Source organism: Acinetobacter sp. YH12096 (assembly GCF_013419215.1).
Taxonomy (GTDB): Bacteria; Pseudomonadota; Gammaproteobacteria; order Pseudomonadales; family Moraxellaceae; genus Acinetobacter; species Acinetobacter amyesii.
The window spans coordinates 54,175-60,212 of record NZ_VPAM01000024.1 but is presented as its reverse complement, the minus strand read 5'-3'; the positions used below and the strand labels follow the sequence as shown (position 1 = coordinate 60,212).

Below are 6,038 nucleotides of genomic sequence, written 5' to 3'. Positions count from 1 at the left end.
AGCAAGTAACTTGGACCAGTGTTGATCATTTAGCATTGTTCGAGGCATAGCGAGTGTAAAATTGGGTTTGGCGATTTAATTTTACTATCTCGCTATTTTTTTAATCAACAAATGTCAACAGACCCTATTTCTTGCCGAAGATAGAACCTAAGAGGCCACGGATAATTTTCTGACCTGTCGACCCACCCAAGCTGCGTGCTGCACTTTTTGCAAAAGTTCCTACAGTGTCTTGAATCAGTTTTTCACGTTGTTTGGCTGAGCGCTCAGCTTCTTTTTGTTGTTCGCGCGCAAGGCGTTCTTGTTCACGTGCTTGCTGTTTAGCGAGTGCATCTGCTTCCTTGGCTTGTTGTTTGGCCAACGCTTCTTGTTCTTTGGCTTCTATTTTATCTTGTTCCGCTTGGACGGCTTGTTGTTGGCGCTCCGCCACTTTATTTTGTAAAAGTTCATAGGCACTTTCACGATCTGCTTCGGTGTCATACACACCTGCGACAATGCTATTTGCCATCAGAGCTTTGCGTTCTTCTACAGCAATTGGGCTAAATGAAGAGTAGGGTGGCATCACCCAAGCACGCTCAACGATTTGGGGTGTGCCTTGTTCATCTAGACAGCTAATCAGTGCTTCACCTACAGCCAGTTCCGTAATCACTTGATCGACTTTAAACGCAGGATTGGCTCGAAAAGTATCTGCTGCCGTCTTGACCGCTTTCTGATCTTTGGGGGTAAATGCACGTAGCGCATGCTGAACGCGGTTACCTAGTTGTCCTAAAACACTCTCGGGTAGGTCAAGTGGATTTTGCGTTACAAAGTAAATCCCGACGCCTTTAGAGCGAATTAGACGAACCACTTGTTCAATCTTTTCTTGTAAAGCAGGGCTGGCATTATCAAACAATAAATGCGCTTCATCGAAGAAGAACACCAGTTTGGGTTTATCCATATCTCCAACTTCAGGCAATTGTTCAAACAGTTCTGACAGCATCCAAAGTAAGAAGGTCGCATAGAGCTTAGGGGTATTCATTAACTTGTCAGCGGCAAGCAGGTTGATGTTGCCACGACCTTGTGCATCCGTTTGAATGAAATCCATGATATTGAGCGCAGGCTCACCAAAGAACTTGTCACCACCTTGATCAGCCAATGCGAGCAAATTACGTTGAATTGCACCTAAGCTTGCAGGCGATAAATTGCCATATTCATTTTTAAATTCTGCTGCATGTTCACTGACGTAGCTAATCATGGCTTTTAAGTCTTTAAAGTCGATGAGCAATAAGCCCTGATCATCAGCAATACGAAAGACCGCAGATAACACGCCTTCTTGCGTGTCGTTTAAATTCAGAATTCGGGCAAGGAGAAGTGGACCAATTTCAGAAATGGTGGTGCGAATGGGATGTCCTTGTTCACCAAACAAATCCCAAAACACCACAGGGGAGGCAGCAAAAGGAATGCTCTCGATATTTAAACTTTTAATTCGTTCGTCAAACTTAGGATTGTTTTCACCTGCTTTGGCAAGGCTAGAAACATCCCCTTTGGCATCAGCTAAAAATACGGGTACACCCAGCCGAGAAAAACTTTCTGCCAACACCTTCAACGTCACCGTTTTACCAGTACCTGTGGCGCCAGCAATCAAACCATGGCGGTTTGCAAATTGTGAATGAAGCACCACATTTTGTGTGGTGTCTTGTATATTTTTGCCAATAATAATTGGTGTACCCATACCCATAAATGTTCCTGTATTTATTCGAGTTGCTGTTTATTTAAATGTTGTAGTGCGTTTTCTATATCTTGTATTAAATCTGCAGGATGTTCTAGTCCTATACAAAAGCGAACCAGTAAGTCGGCTTGAATGTGTGAATGTTCGAGTACACGCATATCCTTTAAGTTATATAGCATGACTAAACTGACTGGGCCACCCCAGCTAAAACCGAGCTTAAAGAGTTTTAGTGCGTCGCAAAAGCGGCGTACATCTTCTAGGCTATATTTTTCATTAAATATCACGCTGACCAAGCCGGCACTGTGTTGTTCTGTACAAATTTCTTTCCAATACTGATGTCCTGCGGAAGCTTCATCGGCAGGATGTAAAACCTGTACAAAGGCTGGTTGCTGTTTTAGCCAATTTAATAAAGTTAAAGCACTTTGTGACTGGTGTTCATAGCGCAGGCGCATAGAAGCCAGACTGCGTTGTACTTGCGCGGCGTCATCACCAGAGATGCTAATGCCTTGAATGGCATGCGCACGAAACAGTTTGTGATGAAGCTTTTTATCTCGTGTAATTACCGAGCCCATTAAAATATCGCCACCGCCACTTGGGTATTTGGTCAAGGCATGCACACTGATATCGACACCCAGGTGCTCAGCACTAAAATCAAAAGCATTAAATGCAAGTCCTGCGCCCCACGTATTGTCCAGTGCAGTGAGAATGTTCTGCGCTTGAGCTTTTTTGACCAAGCCGACTAAATCTGGAAACTCTAAAGTGACAGAACCCGCCGCTTCTAACCAGATAAGCTTGGCTTGCGCTGAAGGGCTAAATGAATCGACATCAATCGGGTTATAAACCTTGACCACGATGCTATAGCGGGTTTCTAAATTGCGTAAATGGTCCATATTTGGGCCATAGATATTATCTGCGACCCACACTTCATCCCCTTGACTTAAAAAACATGAATTGACCAAATTAATTGCAGATAAACCGCTTGGTGCGAGTAAGTGATACAAGCCACCTTCAATCTGAGCAATCTGATCGCCTAGGGTAAATGTAGTGGGTGTGCCATGTGTTCCATAGCTATAGTCATAATCATCAGTCCAATGGCGATTAAATAGCGCATCTGTATTTTCGAAAATTATAGTGGATGCACGAAACAGGGGAGGTTGAACACTATTGATGTATTGCGGTGCCTTTCTTGGTGCATGAATGAGTTCGGTTTGAGGATTCTTTTTCACGTGGCGCTCTGAAATGATCAAAATAATAATGAATGTTCAAAAGAATACGACTAAAACGCATGGATTTACGATGCTTTTGTATAGAAAATTAAGTGAAAAGCAAAGTTGGCTTCATTCTTGCAAAACCGATATCAGAGCAACAACAATAGGTTTAGCGCATGAAGTCGCATTTAAAAGTACATTATTTTCAGCATATTGCTGGCGAAGGGTTCGGCAGTTGTTATGATTTTTTAAAACAGCATCAGGCCAAAATTACGGCCACAGAATTCTTTGCATTACCGGTCGATCAAGCCTTAGATCTCGAGGCTTTGCCGCATGTTGAAGATGTCGATTTACTTATCATCATGGGTGGGACCATGAGCGTAAATGATGAGGCAAATTTCCCATGGTTAAAAATAGAAAAACGATGGCTGCGACGCTATTTAGCACTCGGCAAACCCGCAATCGGGCTTTGTTTAGGTGGGCAATTGATTGCCAATGCTTTGGGTGGGGCGGTGAGCCGAAATGCACAACAAGAATTGGGTTGGACGACCATCCGTAAGGTCGCTAACGTACCGCATGACTGTTTCAAACTACCGGAAGAGTTTAAAGTCATGCAGTGGCACAGTGAAACATTTGAAATTCCGAAAGGAGCGGTATTGCTGGCGGAAAATGATGCATGTCGTAATCAAATGTATCAAATCGGGCAAAATGTTTTGGGCTTCCAATTTCATCCTGAAATTACCCCAGAAGTGCTCGATTTATTTTTGGAAAATGATGAAGAAGTGGCATTTTTTTCAGGAACACATGTACAGCCAGTACATGATCTACGGAAAAGCGCAAAGAACAAATTTATTGAGGGAAATCAAATACTAAACCAAGCAATAGAGTATGTATTAAGAAAAAACGCCTATTGATTAAAAGTTAAGCAATTGATCTTGCATAAAAAATGAAAAATATAAGAAAAACAGCAAAAGAGATTTGCTTATGCATTAAACAATAGCTATAATGGGCGACCCTTTGATGAAGGGGGTTCGCTACGAATAAAGTAGTTAACATCGTGACAGTCGCGGCATCGATCGTGACCTTAGTGATATTTCACTGCTCTTGACACTTGCCTCTTTTAAAGTGGGGTGAGATGCGTCAAGGGTGATTCTTTATATATTTGGCTTGGAGTTAACTGGTATGTCTAACCAGAGAATTCGTATCCGTCTTAAGTCTTTTGATCACCGTCTAATTGATCAATCAGCTCAAGAAATCGTAGAAACAGCAAAACGTACTGGCGCACAAGTTTGTGGTCCAATCCCGATGCCTACACGTATCGAACGTTTTAACGTTTTAACATCACCACACGTTAACAAAGATGCGCGTGACCAATACGAGATCCGCACTTACAAACGTTTGATCGACATCGTTCAACCTACAGATAAAACTGTAGATGCATTGATGAAGTTAGATCTTGCAGCTGGTGTTGATGTTCAGATCGCTTTGGGTTAAGGCTTTCGGTTAATTAACGCTCTAAGTTAATTAGGCCGCTTTTTTAGAGGTTTATGCACATGGCTATTGGTTTAGTCGGTCGCAAGTGCGGTATGACACGTATCTTTACAGATGCTGGTGTTTCTGTACCTGTAACAGTGATTGAGGTTGATCCTAACCGCATCACACAAATCAAAACGCTTGAAACTGATGGTTATCAAGCGATTCAAATCACTACTGGTGAACGTCGCGAATCTCGCGTAACTAACGCTCAGAAAGGTCACTTTGCGAAAGCTGGTGTAGCTGCTGGTCGTCTAGTTCAAGAATTCCGCGCTACAGAAGCTGATCTTGAAGGTCGTGAAGTTGGCGGAACTATCGGTGTGGATGTGTTTACAGTGGGTCAAATTGTTGACGTTACTGGTACATCTAAAGGTAAAGGTTTCCAAGGTGGTGTTAAGCGTTGGAACTTCCGTACTCAAGACGCTACACATGGTAACTCTGTATCTCACCGTGTTATCGGTTCTACAGGTCAAAACCAGACTCCTGGTCGCGTGTTCAAAGGCAAAAAAATGCCTGGTCACTTAGGTGCTGAACGTGTAACTACACAGGGTCTTGAAATCGTTGCTATCGACGCAGAACGTTCAGTTCTAGTTGTTAAAGGTGCGGTTCCTGGTGCTACTGGTGGCGACGTTACTGTTCGTCCTACTATCAAGGCCTGAGGGGAAATAACGTGAATTTAAATACTGTTTCCGGCTCTGCTGTTGAGTTATCTGAAGTTGCGTTTGGTCGTGATTTTAACGAAGCTCTTGTACACCAAGTTGTTACAGCTTACTTAGCTGGTGGTCGTCAAGGTTCTAAAGCGCAAAAATCACGTGCTGACGTTTCTGGCGGTGGTAAAAAACCTTTCCGTCAAAAAGGTACTGGCCGCGCTCGTGCTGGTTCTATTCGTAGCCCAATCTGGGTTGGCGGTGGTAAAACTTTTGCTGCTCGTCCACAAGACTGGTCTCAAAAAGTAAACCGTAAAATGTATCGCGGTGCTATGCAATGCATCCTGGCTGAGCTTGTTCGTCAAGATCGCCTTGTTTTAGTTGAAGAGATTGCTGTTGCAGCTCCAAAAACTAAAGAATTGCTTGCAAAACTTAACGACTTGAATGCACCTCGTGCATTAATCGTTACAGATGCTGTTGATGAGAACTTGTATCTTGCTGCTCGCAACATTCCACACGTTGATGTGGTTGATGCTGCTGCAATCGATCCTGTTAGCTTGATCGCGTTCGATAAAGTTGTTATGTCTGTTGCTGCTGCTAAGAAAATTGAGGTAGAACTCGGATGAACAACGAACGTATCTATCAAGTCCTACAAGGACCTGTATTCTCAGAAAAAGCACAAGTTTTAGGCGAAACTGCTGGTGTTCAAGTGTTCAAAGTTGCACTAGATGCAAACAAGCTTGAAATCAAAAAAGCTGTTGAGCAACTATTTGGTGTTCAAGTTGTTAAAGTTAACACAACGATCACTAAAGGTAAGACTAAACGCTTTGGTAAAACATTAGGACGTCGTTCTGATGTTAAAAAAGCATACGTCACCCTGAAAGCTGGCCAAGATGTTGAAATGGCTGACTTGGGCGATACCGCTGAAAACGCAGCGGAATAAGG

General features: G+C 43.0%; 7 protein-coding genes. 5 read left to right on the top strand and 2 right to left on the bottom strand.

Annotation, left to right across the window (positions count from 1 at the left end; genetic code table 11):
* Positions 1 to 124: 124 nt before the first annotated feature.
* The gene (locus FTU36_RS11335; RefSeq protein WP_180117938.1) at positions 125 to 1,708 is read right to left on the bottom strand and encodes a helicase HerA-like domain-containing protein; all 1,584 of its coding nucleotides are present in this window, start codon (positions 1,706 to 1,708) and stop codon (positions 125 to 127) included.
* 20 nt (positions 1,709 to 1,728) lie between these two features.
* Positions 1,729 to 2,931, bottom strand: a complete 1,203-nt coding sequence (locus FTU36_RS11330) for a PLP-dependent transferase (RefSeq protein WP_180003456.1) — start codon at positions 2,929 to 2,931, stop codon at positions 1,729 to 1,731.
* 158 nt (positions 2,932 to 3,089) lie between these two features.
* Here FTU36_RS11330 and FTU36_RS11325 point away from each other — a divergent pair, with 158 nt between their 5' ends.
* From FTU36_RS11325 to rplW, 5 genes are all read left to right on the top strand, one after another.
* A complete protein-coding gene (locus FTU36_RS11325) occupies positions 3,090 to 3,827 on the top strand; it encodes a type 1 glutamine amidotransferase (RefSeq protein WP_180008436.1) in 738 nt (245 codons plus the stop codon).
* Positions 3,828 to 4,095: 268 nt separating this feature from the next.
* Entirely contained in the window at positions 4,096 to 4,407 is a 312-nt protein-coding gene (gene rpsJ / locus FTU36_RS11320; protein ID WP_000070912.1) for a 30S ribosomal protein S10, read from the top strand.
* 59 nt (positions 4,408 to 4,466) lie between these two features.
* Complete coding sequence (rplC, locus tag FTU36_RS11315) at positions 4,467 to 5,105, top strand: 50S ribosomal protein L3 (protein WP_078189280.1); 639 nt, start codon at positions 4,467 to 4,469, stop codon at positions 5,103 to 5,105.
* A gap of 11 nt (positions 5,106 to 5,116) precedes the next feature.
* Entirely contained in the window at positions 5,117 to 5,719 is a 603-nt protein-coding gene (rplD, locus tag FTU36_RS11310) for a 50S ribosomal protein L4 (RefSeq protein WP_078189279.1), read from the top strand.
* Positions 5,716 to 6,036 (top strand): 50S ribosomal protein L23, encoded by a 321-nt coding sequence (gene rplW / locus FTU36_RS11305; protein ID WP_005012992.1) that lies wholly within the window; start codon positions 5,716 to 5,718, stop codon positions 6,034 to 6,036. The genes rplD and rplW overlap by 4 nt, the downstream gene beginning before the upstream one ends.
* The last annotated feature ends 2 nt before the right edge of the window (positions 6,037 to 6,038 follow it).